16 protein-coding genes and 2 pseudogenes are annotated in these 17,570 nt (G+C 72.7%); 9 read left to right on the top strand and 9 right to left on the bottom strand.

Going from position 1 to position 17,570, the window contains the following annotated elements; translation table 11 throughout:
- Positions 1-56: 56 nt before the first annotated feature.
- Complete coding sequence (locus ACLLJJ_RS21945) at positions 57-959, top strand: NAD(P)-dependent oxidoreductase (protein WP_434594213.1); 903 nt, start codon at positions 57-59, stop codon at positions 957-959.
- Positions 960-1,373: 414 nt separating this feature from the next.
- On the opposite strand, the gene ACLLJJ_RS21940 is transcribed toward ACLLJJ_RS21945, so the two are convergent.
- Positions 1,374-2,537, bottom strand: coding sequence for a DUF2786 domain-containing protein (locus ACLLJJ_RS21940; RefSeq protein ID WP_434594210.1), 1,164 nt, complete (start codon positions 2,535-2,537; stop codon positions 1,374-1,376).
- Positions 2,538-2,786: 249 nt separating this feature from the next.
- Here ACLLJJ_RS21940 and ACLLJJ_RS21935 point away from each other — a divergent pair, with 249 nt between their 5' ends.
- Positions 2,787-3,512: an ABC transporter ATP-binding protein gene (locus ACLLJJ_RS21935; protein WP_434594207.1), complete on the top strand. Its 726-nt coding sequence runs from the start codon at positions 2,787-2,789 to the stop codon at positions 3,510-3,512.
- Complete coding sequence (locus ACLLJJ_RS21930; protein ID WP_434594203.1) at positions 3,506-5,644, top strand: FtsX-like permease family protein; 2,139 nt, start codon at positions 3,506-3,508, stop codon at positions 5,642-5,644. Before ACLLJJ_RS21935 ends, ACLLJJ_RS21930 begins: the two co-directional genes overlap by 7 nt.
- Positions 5,645-5,950: 306 nt before the next feature.
- On the opposite strand, the gene ACLLJJ_RS21925 is transcribed toward ACLLJJ_RS21930, so the two are convergent.
- Positions 5,951-6,859 carry an NADP-dependent oxidoreductase gene (locus ACLLJJ_RS21925; RefSeq protein WP_434594201.1) on the bottom strand — a complete coding sequence of 303 codons (909 nt, stop codon included), beginning with the start codon at positions 6,857-6,859 and terminating at the stop codon, positions 5,951-5,953.
- 225 nt (positions 6,860-7,084) lie between these two features.
- Here ACLLJJ_RS21925 and ACLLJJ_RS21920 point away from each other — a divergent pair, with 225 nt between their 5' ends.
- Positions 7,085-8,779 (top strand): bifunctional 3'-5' exonuclease/DNA polymerase, encoded by a 1,695-nt coding sequence (locus ACLLJJ_RS21920; RefSeq protein WP_434594198.1) that lies wholly within the window; start codon positions 7,085-7,087, stop codon positions 8,777-8,779.
- Positions 8,780-8,880: 101 nt separating this feature from the next.
- Here the strand turns inward: ACLLJJ_RS21920 and ACLLJJ_RS21915 are convergent, their stop codons facing one another.
- From ACLLJJ_RS21915 to ACLLJJ_RS21905, 3 genes are read right to left on the bottom strand one after another with little or no spacing between them, the layout of a single operon-like run.
- Positions 8,881-9,135, bottom strand: a complete 255-nt coding sequence (locus ACLLJJ_RS21915) for a DUF397 domain-containing protein (protein ID WP_434594195.1) — start codon at positions 9,133-9,135, stop codon at positions 8,881-8,883.
- Positions 9,128-9,316, bottom strand: a complete 189-nt coding sequence (locus ACLLJJ_RS21910; protein ID WP_434594192.1) for a DUF397 domain-containing protein — start codon at positions 9,314-9,316, stop codon at positions 9,128-9,130. Before ACLLJJ_RS21910 ends, ACLLJJ_RS21915 begins: the two co-directional genes overlap by 8 nt.
- 11 nt (positions 9,317-9,327) lie before the next feature.
- Positions 9,328-10,179, bottom strand: coding sequence for a helix-turn-helix domain-containing protein (locus ACLLJJ_RS21905; protein ID WP_434594190.1), 852 nt, complete (start codon positions 10,177-10,179; stop codon positions 9,328-9,330).
- Positions 10,180-10,412: 233 nt separating this feature from the next.
- Here ACLLJJ_RS21905 and ACLLJJ_RS21900 point away from each other — a divergent pair, with 233 nt between their 5' ends.
- Positions 10,413-10,850, top strand: coding sequence for an ATP-binding protein (locus tag ACLLJJ_RS21900; RefSeq protein WP_434594187.1), 438 nt, complete (start codon positions 10,413-10,415; stop codon positions 10,848-10,850).
- Between the two features lie 64 nt (positions 10,851-10,914).
- Here ACLLJJ_RS21900 and ACLLJJ_RS21895 read toward each other — a convergent pair whose 3' ends face one another.
- The gene (locus ACLLJJ_RS21895) at positions 10,915-11,907 is read right to left on the bottom strand and encodes a hypothetical protein (RefSeq protein WP_434594184.1); all 993 of its coding nucleotides are present in this window, start codon (positions 11,905-11,907) and stop codon (positions 10,915-10,917) included.
- A gap of 100 nt (positions 11,908-12,007) precedes the next feature.
- On the opposite strand from ACLLJJ_RS21895, the gene ACLLJJ_RS21890 reads away from it, so the two are divergent.
- The 4 genes and pseudogenes from ACLLJJ_RS21890 (at position 12,008) to ACLLJJ_RS21875 (ending at position 14,217) form a co-directional block, all read left to right on the top strand.
- Positions 12,008-12,307 (top strand): DUF6479 family protein, encoded by a 300-nt coding sequence (locus tag ACLLJJ_RS21890; RefSeq protein WP_434594181.1) that lies wholly within the window; start codon positions 12,008-12,010, stop codon positions 12,305-12,307.
- 67 nt (positions 12,308-12,374) lie between these two features.
- Positions 12,375-12,764, top strand: a pseudogene (locus ACLLJJ_RS21885) (Dps family protein); the annotation flags it as partial.
- A gap of 133 nt (positions 12,765-12,897) precedes the next feature.
- Positions 12,898-13,584: a DsbA family protein gene (locus ACLLJJ_RS21880; RefSeq protein ID WP_434594179.1), complete on the top strand. Its 687-nt coding sequence runs from the start codon at positions 12,898-12,900 to the stop codon at positions 13,582-13,584.
- A 69-nt stretch (positions 13,585-13,653) separates the two neighbouring features.
- The gene (locus tag ACLLJJ_RS21875; protein ID WP_434594178.1) at positions 13,654-14,217 is read left to right on the top strand and encodes a GNAT family N-acetyltransferase; all 564 of its coding nucleotides are present in this window, start codon (positions 13,654-13,656) and stop codon (positions 14,215-14,217) included.
- A gap of 113 nt (positions 14,218-14,330) precedes the next feature.
- Here ACLLJJ_RS21875 and ACLLJJ_RS21870 read toward each other — a convergent pair.
- The 3 genes and pseudogenes from ACLLJJ_RS21870 to ACLLJJ_RS21860 form a co-directional block, all read right to left on the bottom strand.
- Positions 14,331-14,846, bottom strand: a pseudogene (locus ACLLJJ_RS21870) (FtsX-like permease family protein); the annotation flags it as partial.
- Positions 14,813-16,120, bottom strand: coding sequence for a sensor histidine kinase (locus ACLLJJ_RS21865; RefSeq protein WP_434594175.1), 1,308 nt, complete (start codon positions 16,118-16,120; stop codon positions 14,813-14,815). The pseudogene ACLLJJ_RS21870 and the gene ACLLJJ_RS21865, both read right to left, overlap by 34 nt.
- A gap of 124 nt (positions 16,121-16,244) precedes the next feature.
- Positions 16,245-17,525, bottom strand: a complete 1,281-nt coding sequence (locus ACLLJJ_RS21860) for an MFS transporter (RefSeq protein ID WP_434594172.1) — start codon at positions 17,523-17,525, stop codon at positions 16,245-16,247.
- Positions 17,526-17,570: the final 45 nt, after the last annotated feature.

Below are 17,570 nucleotides of genomic sequence, written 5' to 3'. Positions count from 1 at the left end.
CGCGAGCCCCCCGAGCCCTTGACCTCAAGCCTGGTTGAGCTTCTAGCGTGCCACTCATGACTGCTGAAGCCGCACCTGCCGGAAACCTCGACACTCTCTCGTCCGTGACCGTGCTCGGCCTCGGAGAGATGGGTACCGCGCTCGCCGGTGCCTTCCTCGACGGCGGGCATCCGACCACCGTATGGAACCGCACGCCGGAGAAGGCCGACGCCCTGGTCGCCAAGGGGGCGCGACGGGCCGCGAGTGTCCGGGACGCCGTCGCCGCGGGCTCCCTCGTGGTCGTCAGCGTCAAGGGCAACGAGCACGCCCGCGCGCTGCTGGAATCGGCGGGCGACGCACTGGACGGTCGCGCCGTGGTCAATCTGACGGACGGAACGTCCGCCGAGGCAAAGGCGGTTGCCGAGTGGGCCGGGGGCCGGGGTGTGGCGTATCTGCACGGGCAGATCATGACGATCGCGCCGGGCATCGGAAGCCCTGAGACGGTGGTCTTCTACGGCGGCGACAGCACGGTGTACGACCGGAACCGCTCGGCGCTCGGTCTCCTCGGCGGCCGTGGCAGCCTGATCGGAGCCGGCGCGGGCGCACCGGCCCTGTACGGGATGGCCGTGCACGGGACCATGTGGGGCGCGCTCAACGGCTTCCTGCACGCCGCGGCCCTGCTGTCGGACGAGGGCATCGAGGTCAAGCAGTTCCTGGAGCAGGCCGGCCCGTCCGTCGCCGCGCTCCTCGGCTACCTCCCGGTGATCGCCGACGAGGTCGACCGCGCTGAGTACGCGACGCCGTACGGGGCACTCCAGCATCACCTGCCGTCGGCCGAGGACCTGGTCCGGGAGAGCCGGGCGCGCGGCATCAACGCGGAATTCCCCGGTTACACCGTGGGCCTGGTGAGCCGGGCGCTGGAGGCGGGGCACGGCGAGGACAGCTACGCGCGGCTGATCGAGCACTTCAGGAGGCCGTGAGCCCCCGGCCGGCCCCGAGGGCCAATCGGCCGGTGTGTCCCGCTCAACCCCACGCACCCCGGGGGCGGATGGTCCGGTGGCGCCCCGATCAGTCCCCGGGCCGGGTGGCCGGGTGGCCGGGGTGCCGCCCCCGCCAGTCCCTGGGCCGGGTGGCCAGGGTGCCGCCCCGGTGCGTGCGGCCCCGGTGCGTGCGGCCCCGCTCAACCCCGAGAGGGGCCGAGCGACCAGTGTGTCCCGCTCAACCCCACGCAACCCCCGGGGGCGGATGGTCCGGTGGCGCCCCACAGAGCCCTCGGGCCGGATGGTCGGGGCCACCCCGGTCAGCCCCCGGGACGGATGGTCCGGTGCGACCCCACGCAACCCCCGGCGCCGATCGGCCGGTGGCACGTCGGTCCGGTCCCCGGTCGGTCCCCGTCAGTCCCCGGGTCGGATCGGCCGGTGCTCCGGCCGGTGCGACTTCGGGAGGTGGGCGCGGTCGGCCGCGGCCGTGCCGTGCTCCCAGCCCTCGTAGTCGGTGACGCCGCGCACCCGGGTCGGCGTCGTCTCCGGGAACATCCGGTCCGTGCGGTCCTCGACCGCCACGTCCCGCGCCGCGAGGACCGGCAGCAGCGAGCCGCCGGCCTCCTCCGTGACGTGCTCGGTCGCCTCGTGCAGCCTGTCCCCCATCCGGCTCGCGTACGCCGTGAGGAACGACTGCCTGAACGCCTTGGTGCGCTTGCGGCCACCCGCCCGCTGGGCCGCCTCCGCGCGGGTCATCGCCGCGGTGCCCTGCACCAGGAGGGACGTATGCAGCAACTCGACCGATTCCAGGTCGGTTTCGAAGCCGACAACCGTGGAGAAGCCGAGGTCGCCGTTCCACACGGCGCGGCAGCGGTTCGCGTCGGCGACGGCATTGAGCAGGATCGCCTTGGCCGTCTCGTAGGGTGCGTCGACGCCGATCCGGCACGCGGCGGGGGTGTCGCCGGTGTGCCCCTGGGCCGCCAGCAGGGCCTCGTCGATGCTGTGCCGCGCCATCAGCTCCTGCGCCTTGCCGGTGAGCGCCTCCGCCTCCTGGGGGAAGTCGGTGGCCTCGGCCTTGGCGAGCAGGGCGCGGATGCGGGTGAGCATGCGGGGCTCACCGTCGTGCCGCGACGGTACGTGGACGGCCGCGCCCGGCGCCGCCCCCACCGGCTCGACCGCGGGCAGGCGCAACAGCACGCGCAGCAGTTCCAGCACGGCGGTCGCGTACGAGAAGCGGTCCGCCCGCCACTGCCGCACATCCAGCTCGGCGAGCTGCGCGTCCCAGCGCGGCGGCAGCCGACCGTACACGCGGACCTCTCCCGCGATCAGCTCGCCCACCAGCCGCACATGGTGCTCCGCCAGATCCCGCCGGACGATCCGCTCGACATCGGCCGGCTGCCAGCCGCGCTGCCAGGCCCGCGTGACGAACTCCTCGCCGCGCCGCCGCAGTTCGGCGTCCGCGTCGGGGTCGGCGGCCAGCAGCGAAGCCCCGATGTCGAGACCCGCGTCGCCGTCCGTGTACAGCGCGGCGGCGAACGCCTTGTCGACGGCTTCGATCGATCCCTCAGGCACGGACATCCCGCTGCTGCACTTCCTTGAGCACTTCGCCCGCCGGGGCGAAGTCATTGTCGGCATGGAGGCTGTCGGCACGCACGGTGCGCCGCGCCGCGAGCCGGTCGCGGCGGGACGGGCCGGTGGCCGACTACAGGAAACAGAATACGTCGCCACCCACCCGCACCCCTCGCCGAGCGGGGTAGGGCCAGGCCTACCCCCAAGACTCCGTCCAGCGGTCGTGATCCGCGGGGCCGCGGACGGAAGGCTGGCGACATGACCACAACCGCCGTACGACTCACCGCACTCCGCAAGACATACCGCGAGGTCAGCGCCCTCGACGGGGTCGATCTCGACTTCCACTCCGGCACCTTCACGGCCGTCATGGGCCCCTCCGGGTCCGGCAAGTCCACGCTGCTCCAGTGCGCCGCCGGGCTCGACCGGCCGACGTCCGGGTCGGTCGCCGTCGGTGGTACCGAGCTCGGCGGGCTGAGCGAGCGGCGGCTGACGCTGCTGCGGCGGGACCGGATCGGCTTCGTCTTCCAGGCGTTCAATCTGCTGCCCTCGCTGACAGCCGCGCAGAACGTGTCGCTGCCGCTGCGGCTGGCGGGGCGTCGGCCCTCCCGCGCCGAGGTGGCGGCGGCGCTCGGGCGGGTGGGGCTCGGCGGGCGGGCCGGGCACCGGCCCGGCGAGATGTCGGGCGGACAGCAGCAGCGGGTGGCGATCGCGCGGGCGTTGATCACACGTCCCGCGGTGCTCTTCGCGGACGAGCCGACCGGGGCGCTGGACACCACGACCAGCCGCGATGTACTGCTGATGCTGCGGGAGTTGGTGGACCTGGAAGGACAGACCATCGTGATGGTCACCCACGATCCGGTGGCCGCCGCGCACGCGGACCGAGTGGCCTTCCTGGTTGACGGGCGCGTCGCGGACGACCTGGCCTCCCCCACCGCCGAGCGGATCGCCGCCCGCATGACCGGCCTGGAGCGTGTGGCGTGCTGACCGTCGCGCTGAGCGCCCTGCGGACCCGCTGGGCCACCTTCGTCGGCAGCTTCGTGGCGCTGGCGATCGGGGTCGGGCTGATGACGACGATGACCCTCGGTATCGCCGCGAGCCTCGACCCGCCGACCCGCACACCTCAGCGGTTCGCCTCGTCGCCGGTCGTGGTGAGAGGTACGGACACGCTGACCGTCGAGGTCCGGCGGGGGCCGAACACCGCCCGGGTGTCGAAGAGGCTCGCTCACCCACACCCTGTGGACGCGGATCTGCTGCGCGAGCTGCGCACGCTGGGCCGGGTCGCGCGCGACGGCGGCAGCAGCGACGCCGTCGGGGTGGACGCTCCCGTCGACGCCGTACGGAAAGTCGTCGGCGACCGGGCCCAGGTGCTCACCGGCGACGACCGGGCACGCGTCGACCCAGGGGCGGAGAGCGACGCCGAAGCCCTGGTGACCGTGAACGCCGTGCTCGGCACCGCCGGTGGCGTCACCACCTTCGTCTCGGTCTTCGTCGTCGCCTCGACCTTCGCCTTCACGGTGGCGGTGCGCAGACGCGAGTTCGGGCTGCTGCGGACGGCCGGGGCGACGCCGGGACAGATACGTCGACTGCTGCTCACGGAGGCCGCCGCGGTGGGTGTCCTCGCCTCGGCGGTGGGCTGTCTGGCCGGGCAGTGGGGTGCACGGCGGTTGGCCCGGGTGCTGGTGGACGGCGGGCTCGCGCCGTCCCGGTTCGCGGTGGGCGACGACTCCTGGCCGCTGCACGCCGCGTTCTGGACGGGGCTGCTCGTGGCGCTGGCCGGGGCGTGGGCCGCGGCGCGGCGGGCCGGGCGCACCGGGCCCGTGGAGGCGCTGCGCGAGTCGTCCGTCGACAGCGGTGCGATGCCGCTGGGGCGGCGGCTGCTGGGCGTCGGTCTCCTGGCCGGCGGGCTGGGGCTGCTCGCCTGGAGCCTGGCCACCGACCCGTCGGGGCTGCTGAAACGCAAGACGTACACGACGCAGCCGATGGTCCTGATCACGGGCGTCGCGCTGCTCGCCCCCCTGCTCGTACGTCCGGTGGCGCGCGCCCTGCGGCTGCCGGGGGCGATCGGGATGCTGGTCCGGGAGAACACGGGCGCCGCGTTGCGCCGTACCGCCGCCGTCGCCGCGCCGGTCCTGGTGACCGTCGCGCTGGCCGGTTCGCTGCTCGGGTCCGCTGAGACGGTCACCGCGTCGAAGGCCGCGGAGGCGCGGGCGCGCACCGCCGCGGATCTCGTGGTCACGGGGGCCGATCTCGCACCCGCCGCGGTGCCCGGCGCGACGCTCTCGCCGTCCGCCTCCACGGCGGTGTTCGTACGGGAGGAGGGGAGCGCGCTGATCCGCTCCGACGCCCGTGCGGTGAGCGACCCGGGCGCGCTGGCGCAGGTCGGCAGGCTGCCGGTGGTGGCGGGCGATGTGCGCGACCTCGACGACCTTTCGATCGTCGTCAATGAGGAGTGGGAGCGGCACGAGGTGGGGCAGCGGGTCGATGTGTGGCTCGGCGACGGGCGGCCGGCGACCCTGCGGATCGTCGCGGTGCTGGCGCTCGGCACCGGCGACAACGGTGCGTACGTCACCGCCGCGAACGCCCCATCGGCGCCGGTGGACCGTATCGACGTACAACTCGCGGACGGGGCGGACGCCGAGGCCGTCGCGTCCGCGCTGCGGGCCGGCACCGGCGGGCAGGGCGCGCGTGACGCCCAGGTCACCGGGGTCACCGACTGGCTGGCGGCGACGCACCCGCAGACCAGTTCCAAGACCCGGCTCGGGCTGTGGCTGGTGCTGGGCATCGCCCTCGTCTACACGGCGATCGCACTGGCCAACACGCTCCTGATGGCGAACTCCTCGCGGTCCGCGGAGCTGCGCGCCCTGCGATTGAGCGGGGCCACGCGGACGCAGGTCCTGCGGGTGGTCGCCGGTGAGTCCCTGTTCGCCGTGGCGATCGGCGCGATCCTGGGCGCGGCGGTTTCAGCGGTGAACCTGGCGGGCCTGGGCGCGGCCCTCGCCACCCTGTCGGTGCCGGTATCGGTCACCGTGCCGTGGACGACGGTGGGACTCGCGACGGGGGTCTGCGCGGCGGTGGCGCTGGTCGCGGCGCTGGCCAGCTGCCCACGGGGACGGTGAGGCGGCCGGCCGTTCGTGCGGGCGAGCGGGTGCGCTGGTCGGGCCGGTAGGGCCGGTCGGGCCGTCTTGGGCGCGCGACCAGGTGGGCGGGGCGGTCTGCGGGCCGGGTGCGGTCCAGGTGGGCGGGGCGGCCGGCACGGGGCCGTCAGCGGGCGGGGCGGTCGGTGGGCGGACCCGCCCACGCCAAGCCGACCGCACGCACCACCCCCACCCTCGTCCCCGTCGCCACCCGCGTCCTCGTCCCCACGCCCATCCCCATCCCCATCCCCATCCCCATCCCCACCCTCGTCCCCACACCCATCCCCGTCAGGGAATCAGCACCAGCTTGCCGCGGGTGTGGCCGGACTCGCTCAGTTCCTGGGCCTTGGCCGCCTGCGCCAGCGGGAAGGTCTCGGCCACCGTGAGCCGCAGCCCGCCCTCCGCGGCCAGCTGCGCGTGCTCGGCCAGCCGATCCTGGGGGCGGTCGGTGCCGCCCGACGAGAAGGTGACGCCGAGGTCCGCCGCTGCGGCGTCGGCGATCGTGACGATGCGGTCCGTCGTGCCGCCGCGCAGCTCGATCGAGTCCGGCAGCGCACCCCGGCCCGCCGCGTCGAACACCGCGTCCACGCCCTGCGGCGCCACGGCCCGTACCCGCTCGGCGAGTCCGTCACCGTACGCCACCGGGATCGCGCCCAGGACCCGGAGATGGTCGTGGTTGGCCGGGCTCGCGGTGCCGATGACCGTCACGCCGCGCGCTACGGCCAGCTGTACGCCGACCGAGCCGACCACGCCCGCCGCGCCGTGCAGCAGCAGGGTCTCCCCCTCGGTGACGCCGAGCAGGTCCAGGACGCGCTGGGCGGTCTCGCTCGCGACGGGCAACGCGACCGCGTCCTGCCAGGACAGCTCGGCGGGCTTGGGAACGACGGTGGAGGCCAGGGCGTACTCCGCGTAGGCGCCGGTGTCGGACCAGCCGAACACCTCGTCCCCGACGGCGTATTGGGTGACGCCCTCGCCGACCTCGTCCACCACACCGGCGAGCTCACTGCCGGGGATCGCGGGCAGCGAGGTCGGGAAGGCCGACTCCATCCAGCCGCGGCGGATCTTGTAGTCGATCGGGTTCACGCCGGCCGCGCGCACCTTCACCCGCACCTGGCCGGGGCCCGCGTGCGGCTCGTCGGTCTCCGTGGACCGCAGTACCTCGGGTCCACCGAACTCGTTGAAAACGATCGCTTGCATCTGTGTCTCCTCTTCGGTGGACACCGGCCGCCCTTCCTGATGGCCACCGGCTCTCCTGCCTCCCAGCGTCGATCCTGCCGTACCCCGGGCCGGCCCTCCTTTCGGCCGGTTCCACTTGGCCCAAAGACCCGGCGGCCCGGTCGCCCCGGCGCGCGGCCCGCCGGGCGTCACCCCCGCCCACGCGTCCCCCGGCGACTGTCAGTGCCGGGTGCCAGACTCGTACCCATGAACGATCGGTGGGCCGTCGCCGCGACGGACGCGGGTGGGGCGCTGCTCGTGCCGCTGGGGCGGGACGGGCGGCCCGCCGGTGAGGTGCGCGAGGAGCAGGACCTCGCGCAGGCGATCCGGTCGCGGCCCGAGGTCGGGCGGTGGGTGTGGCGCTCGACCGTCGAGATCTACCCACGGCTGCTCGCCGCCGGGGTGCGGGTCGAGCGGTGCTACGACATCGAGGACGCGGAGGCGCTGCTCCTCGGGCACGAGGGGCGGCACGGCGAGCCGCATTCGGCGGCGGCGGCCTGGGCCCGGCTGCACGACCGGGCCGTGCCGCCCGATCCGCCGCAGCGCGCCGCCGAGCCCGGCTCGCAGTCCTCGCTCTTCGAGCCGCAGCCGGTGCGGGTGCCGTTCGACGCCCTCCTTGAGGTGTACGCCGACCAGTGCCGCAGACACGCGGCGGCCGAGCACCCCGACCGGATGCGGCTGCTGACCGCCGCCGAGTCGGCGGGGATGCTGGTGGCCGCCGAGATGAACGGGGCCGGGCTGCCGTGGCGGGCCGATGTGCACCGGGACTTGCTCGACGAGCTGCTGGGCGAGCGGTACGCGGGCGGCGGGGAGCCGCGTCGGCTCGCGGAGCTGACGGACAAGGTGTCGGCGGCGTTCGGTCGGCGCGTGCGGCCGGAGCTGCCCGCGGACGTGATCAAGGCGTTCGCGCAGGCCGGGATCAAGATCAAGTCGACGCGGCGGTGGGAGATCGAGAGCCTCGGCCACCCGGCGGTGGAGCCGCTCATCACGCACAAGAAGCTGTACCGGATCTATACGGCGCACGGCTGGGGCTGGCTCCAGGACTGGGTGCGCGACGGCCGCTTCAGACCGCAGTACCTGCCGGGCGGCACAATCACGGGCCGGTGGGTGACCAACGGCGGCGGCGCCCTGCAGATCCCCAAGGTGATCCGCCGGGCGGTGATCGCGGACCCCGGTTGGCGCCTGGTGGTCGCCGACGCCGACCAGATGGAGCCGCGCGTGCTGGCCGCGATCTCCCGCGACCCGGGGCTGATGGAGGTGGCGGGCCAGCCCGGCGACCTCTACAAGGCGGTGTCGGACCGGGCGTTCGCCGGTGACCGCGACATGGCGAAGCTCGCCGTGCTGGGCGCGGTGTACGGGCAGACGTCGGGCGACGGCCTGAAGAATCTGGCGGCGCTGCGAAGACGCTTCCCGCGCGCCGTCGCGTATGTGGACGACGCGGCGCGCGCGGGCGAGGAGCAGCGGCTCGTACGGACCTGGCTGGGCCGGACCTGCCCGCCCGCGGCGGGGTCCGGGGACGGCGAGGAGGCGGGCATCCCGCAGGAGGAGACGGCCCAGGAGCCGGGCCGGGACGGGGAGTTCACCCCGGGATACGCGTCGACCAACTCCCGCGCGCGGGGCCGCTTCACCCGGAACTTCGTGGTGCAGGGCAGCGCCGCGGACTGGGCGCTGCTGATGATGGCGGCGCTGCGGCAGTCGCTGACGACCGCGGGGCTCCGCGCCGAGCTGGTCTTCTTCCAGCACGACGAGGTGATCGTGCACTGCCCGGCCGACGAGGCGGACACGGTCGCGGAAGCGATCCGCGCGGCCGGGGACCTGGCCGGCCGGGTCGCCTTCGGCGAGACACCGGTACGGTTTCCTTTCACGACGGCGATCGTGGAGTGCTACGCCGACGCGAAGTGACGGGCGGTACGGCGCGCCGGGACGAGCCCCGCGCGTCCGGCGCGTCCCGCGGGTTCGGCACGTCCAGCGGGTTCGGCGCCTCAGCCGAGGGGGCCGGGGTTCTACGGACCGTGGACCGGAGCTTCCACGGCAGCGATGTCCCGGTCCGCGAAGTGGTCGAACTCGCCTGCCTGGACGCCGAGTACGAAGGCGTCCCACTTCTGCTGGGTCGTGGTGACGACGTCGCCGGGGGTGCTGGTCTCGCGGAGATAGACCAGGTCCTCGGGGCCGAAGGCGACCTCGATCCAGGAGCTGTGGCCCTCCTCGCCCTCGGGGGCGGTGCGGATCCAGTTGAGGTCGGCGGGGCGGTCAGGCACGAGGTGCGCCCTGCTTGACCGTGCGGAGGAATGCGGCCCAGGTGGCGGGGGTGGCCTGGAGTATCGCCCCGGTGGCGTCGCTGCTTTCGGTGAGGGCGACCGTGTCACCTGATGCAGCCACATGTACGCAGGAGTCGCCCTGGGCGCAGTACGAGGACTTCTGCCAGTCGTGCGTGCGCATGTGAGTTCCCTTCACAGGTTCCGGCTGATGCTGTGGATGACGTCCCGGCTCTGCGCCGGTGAGTGCGCCACGACTTCGATTCTGCCGAACAGAGTCCGGTACTTGGCCAGTTGAGCCTCGGCGTCGAGGAACGTAAGGCCGTGGGACTGATCCAAGTGCACGGTGTCCATCTGCGGGACCGAGCCGTGTGCGTAGTAGATGGACTGGCCCGATCCGGGGATGGCGCCTGCCTTGAAGGGCACGACCTGGATGGTGATGTGGCCCAGCTCGCTCATGTCGAGCAGGTGCTGAAGTTGGTTGCGCAGCGCGGTGGGCCCGCCGACTTCGATGCGTAGCGCGGCCTCGTGGATGAATGCCTGGTACGGGCGCGGCGCATCTCCGTAGAGGATCGCCTGACGCTTGATGCGGAACGAGACACGGTGCTCGATTTCCGGCGGAGGCATCGGTGGGACGTCCTGTTGAAAGATCTCCCGTGCGTGGGCAATGGTTTGGAGCAGGCCGGGAATGTGCGCCGTGATGGCGCCGCGCAACTTCGTGGAATTGTGCTCAAGTTCGGCCAGGTCCAGCAGCGAACGGGGCAGGATGCCGCCGGACTCCTCCCACCAGCCGCGCCTGCGATCGCCCGTCATGGCCATGAGCGCATTGACGAGGTCGCGGTCGGCGCAGTCGTAGTGGCACGCGAGGGTGCGGATTCGTTCCGAGCTCACGCCGAGACGGCCGGTCTCCATATTGCTGACCTGCGCCTGCTTGATCCCGAGCAGCCTGCCGGCCTCGGTGGCGGTAAGCCCGGTGCGCTCGCGCATCTTCCGCAGTTCGCCGCCCAGCCGCTGCTGACGCCCCGTCGGGTTGCTCCTCACGGGCATGGCTCTCGCTCCTCGGTACGGGCTGGTCACCCACACGAGTGGATGGCATATAGATGCTTCCGAATCGGGTGAATGTTATATCCCGATGCGGTAATTTGGTGTTCAGGCCGCCGCCTGGAAGCACCCCGCCGACGGAGCGACCTGGTCACCGGGCACCGCAAGGATCGACTGGCACCGCGCGGATCGACTCACCCCATGCTCCCTCCACCGCTCCCTCGTGATCGGAGACTTCCATGGCCACCGTAGCGCCGCCCTGGACGTACGCCCTTCAACTCCCGCACGATCCCCGCGCCCCCGGCATCGCCCGATCCACCGTGCGCGCCGTACTCCGCACCCATGGCGCGGGCGCCGGGCTCACCGATACCGTCGAGCTGCTGGCCGGCGAGCTGGTCACCAACGCGCACCTGTACTCGGCCGGTCCGTACACACTGCGCATCCGTGCGGCCGGCCCGAGGCGGCTTCGGCTCAGCGTGTGGGACACCAATCCCGACATCCCCGCGCCGTTCAACGGCAGCCTTCCCCCGCTGCCCGTGCCCGGCAGCCTCGCCGAGTCCGGGCGCGGGTTGCAGATCGTGCGGCTCTGCGCCGACAGCTGGGGTGCGTGTTTGCTGGGTGATGGTCTGCCGGGCAGCGGAGGGAAGCTGCTCTGGGTCGAGTGCGAGCAGCCATGAGGCAGGCGTAGCGCGGACATCGGAACCTCGGGCGCAGGAACCTCGGGCATCGAGGCCTCGGGGGTTACTTGAGCGTTGCCCACTGCGCGTTCGTCGCGATCGCCTTGAGCCGCTTCATGGTGAGCGCGGGCTCCACGCGGCTGGGGGCGCTGTGCGGGCCCGGCGCGTTGAGCGCGGAGACGACAACGCGCAGGCCGCCCTTGCGGATCGTGTCGGCCGTCCACACGACGGCGCCGCCCACGCCCTTGTCGCCGTCCGACTCGCTGAGGATGACGGTCGTCCCGTCCGGCAGGGTCGACACGTCTCCGCCCCCGGACGTGAGGTCGCCCACGGCGTCCGCCATGTTCGGCTGCACGTTGATCTCGACCTGGCTCCGGCCCCGGCCGTCGTCCACGGTGACGGAGGAGTAGCCGCTCTGGCCCTGCCCGGGGCGTACTTTCAGCCCCTTGGGGAGGAGGCCGGTCAGGGTGGTCCTGATCGTGGCTTCGTCCACCTCGTCCTGCGGCCCGCCGGGCAAGCCCGGTTCGTCCGGGGCCGGCAGCTCTTTGAGTACCCTGTCCCACTTCTCGGACGTGACCAGGGTCTTCAACTGGTCGGCGGAGAGCGGGGGGTTGGGGCGGGTGATCCCGGCGCTCTTCTGAGCCGGGGCGTTCCACTCGCTCACATCGACCTGGAAGCCCTCGCGCGAGAGCAGTACGGCGCGCCAGGACTTGGTGTCCACCCGGCGGTCCGGGTATTCGTACCCCTGGAAGGTCATGAGCACCGAGCCGTCGGGCAGCTCATCGGTGGTGCACGCGTGGTGCGGTACGAGGGACTTGTCCGGGCACTCGATCTGCTGCCTGGAGCTCTCCTGGGCGGGATGGACACGACTCAGGGCGAGCGAGATCGCCGCCCCGCCCCCGCCGTCGTCGATCACTCCGGACACCGAAGGGGACTCCGTGCCGCGCGCGTCCGTGTCGGTCAGCTTCTGCCCCTCGGGCAGCAGCCCCTCGAAGATCTCGACCAGCTCCGGCCCGGACACCGGGTGGTCCCAGGCCGCCGCCGGCTGCTCCCTCACCCCATCGACGCGATGGCAGGGGAGAAATGTTTCATCCGGCATGGCGGGTGCGCACGAGTCCGGCGCTCATGAGTCAGGAGTCATCGGGTACGCGGGGCCCATGAACGTTCTTCGCAGCACAGGAACCACGGAGGTCGCGGCCAACCGCGACCTGCTGGTGGGGATCGCGCCGTTCGTCATCGGTCTGGTCGTGGTCGCGATCCTGGTCGTCGCCGTCTGGTGGGGGATCCGCATCAAGTCCCGCGAGGCGCCGCCGCCCAGGCCCCAGGACCAGCCGCGCCGCCCGGCCGACGCGGGGCGGCCCGGTGAGGTCGTGGAGGAGAAGCGTGAGCCCGACGCGGTCCCGCAGGACGGCATTCGGCGCACTCCGCAACAGATCAAGGACACCGGCGGGGAGTAGCACGCCGGCCGGTGAGTCATCAGGAAATACCCGAGGAGGAGCAACATGACCGACCTGAAGAGCACCCGGCCTGTCGCTGCTGGCCAAGCAGGCGCACTGGACCATAGTCGGCCCGCGCTTCCGCTCCATCCACCTCCAGCTCGACGAGGTGGTGACCTTCGCCCGTTCGTACGCCGATGTCGTCGCCGAGCGGTCGTCGGCCATCGGTGTCGCGCCGGACGGCCGCATCGAGGTGCTCGGCAAGGCCAGTGAGCTGCCCGAGCCCTCGGCCGGCTGGCTCCAGGACAACGACGTCGTGTCCTTGATCGTCGACGCGCTCGGCGGCGTGGGAATCCGGATGCGGGAGCGGATCGCGGCGACGGACAAGCCCGACCCGGTGACCCAGGACATCTTCATCGCGCTCACCGCGGAGCTGGAGAAGCAGCGCTGGATGTTCCAGGCCGAGAACCACACCTGAGGCCGCCCCCGCGGCGGTGACAGCGGGTCGGGAGGTGGCCCCGCGACAGGGCCGACCGGGCGGACAAATGATGCGTCGTGCGGGGCGCTGTGCGTAGCTGGTCAGGATCTGACGGCACCGAAGGAGCCAGCGCATGAGCCAGCCAGCCCACCCGGACGGCACACCCCCGCAGGCCCCCGGCGGGTCCGCCGACCCGGTGACGCCCGCGCACACCACGGGCGACCGCGGCCTCGTGGTCCCGTACGGCCCGGTGGACGACGGTGTGCCCGCCCTGGCGCTGTACGAGGACCTGCGCTGCCCCTATTGCGCGGCGATGGAACGCTCGTCGGGCGCCACGATCCGGGCCTTCGCGGACGCCGGCCGGCTGCGCCTGGAGTACCACTTCGCGACGTTCCTCGACGGCATGCTGGGCGGCCGGGGCTCCAGGACGGCGCTGGGCGCGCTGGGGGCCGCGGCCAATGAGGGGCAGGCCGAGTTCAAGGCATTGCACGAGGCGCTCTACGCGAACCAGCCCGAGGAGCGCGACGACGCGTACGGCGACGCCGCCAACCTGCTGGCCGTCGCCCGGTCGGTGCACGCCGTCACCGGCGCCGGCGGCCTCGGCTCGGACGCCTTCCGGCTGGCGGTCCAGGACGGCGGCTACCTGCCGTGGGCGGCGGCCGTGGCCGAAGCCTTCGAACGCAGTGGCATCCGGGGCACCCCCGCCCTGCGCCTGGGCGAGCAGGACGTGCACGCGTTCAGCCGGGACGGGAAGCCGCTGTCCGGCCAGGAGGTCGCCCCGCAGATCGAGGCGGCCCTCTCCGCCCACGCCGGGGGGTGAGGGGGGCCCGGAACCCGATACGCGCCGCGCACCGTTCCCCCAACAGCACCGCACTGCCACGATGTCCGCATGACAGAGGTGTTCTTACGTCGACTGAGCCGTTGGCAGGCCGATCAACAACGGGAGGCCATCGCGGACCTGTACGTCGCGGCCCACCGCGGCGCGTCGGGCGAGGAGTTCCACGACCGGCGGGTCTTCATGAAACGATTCGCCGCCGATGTGCAGCGCCCCGGCTTCGACATGCTCGTCGCCAGCGAGACCAGCCTGGCCGGCTGCGTCTACGGCTATCCGCCGCACCGCTCGGGCGGCTGGTGGCAGGGGCTGCGCGGCGGCGTCCCGCAGGAGGTCGAGGAACTCACCGCTTCCGGGAACGTCTTCGCCGTCGCCGAGCTGATGGTGCACCCGTCCCACCGCCGCCGCCACATCGCCAGCCACCTCCAGGAGCGCCTGCTCGCCCGGGTCGAGGCCGAGCTCGTCACGACGTTCGTCGACGCGACGAACACGGCGGCCACCGCCGCGTACCGGTCCTGGGGCTGGTCGATGACCGGTCGCATCACCGCCACCGACGACCGGCCCGAACTGGAGGTGTGGAGCCGCGAGCCACTGCGGGGAGCGGTGCCGGGCCGGGGCTGAGGCGCCGCGGCCGAAGGACGGCGCCCGGGTGACGGGGCCGTGGGCGCACAGCCCGAAGGGCAGTCGCGTCCTGCGACTGCCCCGACCGGGTGTCCGGGGCGGGCGCACCGCCGTCAAGCCGCCACCACCACCGCCCGAGTGCGCAGCGTCCTGCGGACCGTGCTCATCGTGGCCGCCGACACGACCGCCGTGATGCCCAGCCAGATGCCGGGCCCCTGATCCGGGAAGACACCGTCGCTGCGGACCTCGACGAAGGGCACGATCCCGGCGAACGCGGCCAGTGTGCCGAAGAACACCCCGGTCAGCGTCAGTACGAGCCCTTCGAGGCCGACCATCGCGAGCACCTGCCCCGGGGTGGCCCCGGCGAGGCGCTGCTGGCCGAACTCCCGGCTGCGGTACGAGGTCGCCGCGTACAGGCTGTTGATCAGCATGATGCAGGAGAAGATCACGATGATGCCGACGACCACCAGGTTCAGCGTCTCGATGTTCTTGTCCTCGACCGATTTGGTGAGCCCCGAGGCCCGGATCAGGTCGTTCTCGACGGCCCGCATGCTCAGCGCCGCCGTCGCCATGCCGGTGAAGAGGATCAGTGGCATCAGTACGCCGGACAGATCCCCGGCCCGACGGCGCGCGGGCGCTGCAGCGCGCAGGGGATCTCCAGCGTCGCCATCGTCGGCCCGCCCACCGGGCTGCTGAGGGCGAGTACGCCGTCGAAGGTGCCCAGCCGGTGCTCGACCCCGGTGAGGCCCGAGCCGGCGCCGACGGCCGCGCCGCCCTTGCCGTTGTCGGTCACCGAGACCCGCAGCATGCCGTCGGTGTGGTGGATGTCGACCCACAGCCGGTCGGCGCCCGAGTGCTTGACGGCGTTGGTGAGGACCTCGCTGACCGCGAAGTACGCCGCCGACTCGACCGGCGCCTGCGCCCGGCCGGGCAGGTCCACGTTGACGTCGGTCTCGATTGGCATCCGCAGCGCCAACGCCCTTACCGCGTCGCCCAGTCCGCGTTCCGCGAGGACCGGCGGGTGAATGCCCCGCACCAGGTCACGCAGCTCGGTCAGCGCGTCCGCCGAGGACTCGCGGGCGGTGGCGATCAGCCGCCTCGCCTGCTCGGGATCCTTCTCGATGAGCGCCTCGATGGTGGAGAGGTTCATGCCCATGGCGACCAGCCGGGCCTGCGCCCCGTCGTGCAGGTCCCGCTCGATGCGCCGCAGTTCACTGGCCGAGGCGTCGACGGCGTCGTGCCGGGTCTCGGTGAGCCGGTCGATGCGCCGGGCCAGCTGCGCCTTGCCCGCCGGGGCCAGCGAGGCCTTCGCGACGCGGAAGTGGAGCTGAAGCAGCGACTTGCCGACGAACACACTCAGCACCATCCAACTGGCGCCGACCACCGCCGCGATGAGAGCCGTACCCGTGCTGTCGACCGGCACGAAGGCGTACCAGAAGCGCTCGCCGTCGTCGGTGAGCGGCTTCCACAGCCCGGCCAGGAGCAAGATGCCGAAGGCGCCGTGCCCGATCAGGGCGGGCGCCACGACCGCGGTGACCGCGCCCGCCGTCATGTCGGTCAGCATCCACCGCAGGTCCCGCCAGGTCGCCGGGTCCTTCAGCATCAGCGCGCACCGCTCGACCTGGCCGGTGATCCCGGACCGCAGGTCGGCGGGGAAGGGCCGGTACGGCACCTGGATGCGCGTCCCCGTCCACTGGGCCGCCAGCAGCCGCCGCTGGTTGGCGTGGCTCCGGACCATCGTCAGCACGGCCGGGGTGGTGAACACGCCCACGCCGACGACGATCAGGGCGATCGAGACGACGGACAGGACAAAGAGCGTGATCGATCCGATGAGGGCGATCAGCGCCAGCGCCAGCCCCTGTAAGGCCGACAGCAGACCGTCGCGTCTCCGCGTCGCATTCATGGTGTCCCTCTCCTCCGGCGCCCGGGTCGTCCCTGTCCCGTGCACAAGTCTGGCCGCACGGACCCGCCAGGTCATTGGGCTTCACACCCGGACCGGGGTGTACGTAGCACCACCCCCGGGAGGGTCAATCCCGCACCGGCACCCCGTCGCCGCGCACCCCGTCGCCGCGCACCTCGCGATCCGTTCCCGGTACGCCGCCGGACCGCAGCGCGGGCACGAGGAGGACGGCAGCGAGCGGCAGCAGCAGCGCCCCGGCCGCGACGATCGAGCCGGTGATGCCCAGCAGTCCGGCGGCCAGGCCGCCCACGACCACGCCGACGACGGTGAAGTTGACCATGAGGGCGTTGAGCAGCCCGACACCCCGGCCGCGCAGTTCCCCGGGCAGATCGCTCAGCAAGGTGTTGGCGACGGGCACCTGGAAGAGCCCGGAGCCGAGGCCCGCCGCCACGCACCAGACGAGGACGGCAGGCAGACCCACCGAGCCCCACAGCCACCCGGTCGGCGCCAGCGCGAGCAGCGAGAGGCCGAACAGTACGACGGAGCCGACGAGCAGGCCCCGGTCGGAGTACCGGCGTACCAGCGGCGGACCGGTCAGGGCGCCCAGCACACAGCCCGCGCCGAACGCGGCCTGCGCGAGGCCGAATTGGATGGCCGACAGCTCGAAGACGGTCAGCAGCTGCGAGTTGAGGTCGGTGGTGAACAGCCCGAGGACGAGCATCACCGGGACTAGGACGACAGCGAGGAACCGCAGGGAGGGCACCGCGAGCACGCCGCGCACACCGGTGCGCAGTGACTGCCAGTACGGTTCGCGGCCACTGGCGGCGCCGGGGACCGGCACCTCGCGCAAGGGCGCCAGGCCGGCGAGCAGTACCGCCGAGATCACGAAGGTCACGCCGTCGATGATCAGGACGGTGGTGACGCCGCCGACCGCGAGGAGCAGCCCGCCCAGGGCCGGGCCCACCAGGTTGAGGGTGTGCTGCGTGGACTGGAAGAGCGCGACCGCCGTCGGGATGCTGTGGCCCCGGACGATCAGCGGGATGGCGGTGATGCGCGCGGTCTCGAAGAACGCCTTGGCGACGCCGCTGAGCAGGATCAGCCCGAGCAGCGATGCCGGTGAGTCGCGTACCGCGATCATCGCGAGCACGGCGACCAGCCGGACCAGGTCCGCCCCCACCATCAACGCCCGCGCGGGCACCCGGTCGGCGAGCGGCCCGACGAAGGCGCTCAGCACGCCCGAGGGCAGCAACTGGGCCATGACGACCAGCGATACGTACAACACCGGGTCGTCGGTCCCGGTGGCCACCACATAGATCAGCGTGATCCGGGTGATGGCATCGCCGAGGAAGGAGGCGACCACCGCCAGCCAGTAGCGGATGTACGTACGGTCCTTCAGGAGTTCCAGCACTGCCGACCACCTCACGGGCGAATCCCCGCGCCCCGGCGCGGGACG

Origin of the sequence: Streptomyces sp. A5-4 (assembly GCF_051131715.1) — a bacterium.
Lineage (GTDB): Bacteria > Actinomycetota > Actinomycetes > Streptomycetales > Streptomycetaceae > Streptomyces.
The sequence above is the reverse complement of the archived record's forward strand: the minus strand, read 5'-3'. Positions and strand labels throughout refer to the sequence as shown.